Source organism: Mesorhizobium sp. M7A.F.Ca.US.014.04.1.1, from assembly GCF_003998745.1.
Classification (GTDB): Bacteria; Pseudomonadota; Alphaproteobacteria; order Rhizobiales; family Rhizobiaceae; genus Mesorhizobium; species Mesorhizobium ciceri.
The window spans coordinates 1-882 of record NZ_RZRW01001189.1 but is presented as its reverse complement, the minus strand read 5'-3'; the positions used below and the strand labels follow the sequence as shown (position 1 = coordinate 882).

At 65.4% G+C, this 882-nt stretch carries 2 protein-coding genes; both read left to right on the top strand.

Annotation, left to right across the window (positions count from 1 at the left end; translation table 11 throughout):
- Positions 1 to 657: amidohydrolase family protein (locus EOA22_RS35490; RefSeq protein ID WP_164756269.1), on the top strand; the 657-nt coding region annotated here is incomplete at its 5' end.
- 60 nt (positions 658 to 717) lie between these two features.
- Positions 718 to 882 (top strand): glycerol-3-phosphate acyltransferase (locus EOA22_RS35485; protein ID WP_206521528.1); only part of this gene is annotated, 165 nt, incomplete at its 3' end.

Sequence of the window (882 nt, the reverse complement as noted above, 5' to 3'; positions counted from 1 at the left end):
CCGCGCGAGGCCGAATCCATCCCGCTGGAACGCGACCTTGCGCTGGCGCGGCTGACGCGCGGTTCGTACCATGCGGCGAAGATCTCGACGGCGATGGCGGCAAACGCCGTGACGCGTGCCAAGGCCGACGGGGCGACGGTGACGTCGGGCGTGGCGATCCACAATCTGTCGCTCAATGAAAACGATGTCGGCGAATACCGCACCTTCTTTCGCCTGACGCCGCCATTGCGTGCCGAGGAAGACCGGCTGGCGATGATCGAGGCGGTCAGGGACGGTACGATCGACGTCATCGTCTCCTCGCACGATCCGCAGGATGTCGACACCAAGCGCCTGCCCTTCGCCGATGCGGCGGCCGGCGCCATCGGGTTGGAGACGCTGCTGGGCGCGGCCTTGCGGCTCTACCACAATGGCGACGTGCCGTTGCTGAGGCTGATCGAGACCCTGTCCACGGCCCCGGCAAAACTGTTCGGACTGCCCGGTGGCACGCTGAAGCCCGGCGCTGTCGCCGATCTTGCGCTTGTCGACCTCGACGAACCCTGGATCGTCAGCGAAAGCGGCATTCGTTCGCGCTCAAAAAACACCTGTTTCGAAGGTGCGCGCCTGCAAGGCAAGGTCTTGCAAACGCTGGTTGCGGGCCGCACAGTGTTCTCCGTCTGAGCCGGACAACCCGCGCACCGCGCCTGATCCGGCCAAACTGGGGGAAATGCGGGGGAAACAATGACTTACAGCCTCATCCCAGCGCTTGTGTTCGGCTATCTCCTGGGCTCGATTCCGTTCGGACTTCTGCTCACCCGCGCGGCCGGCCTTGGCGATGTGCGCCAGATCGGCTCGGGCAACATCGGCGCCCCCAATGGTCTGCGCACCGGTAACAAGGGGCGAGCC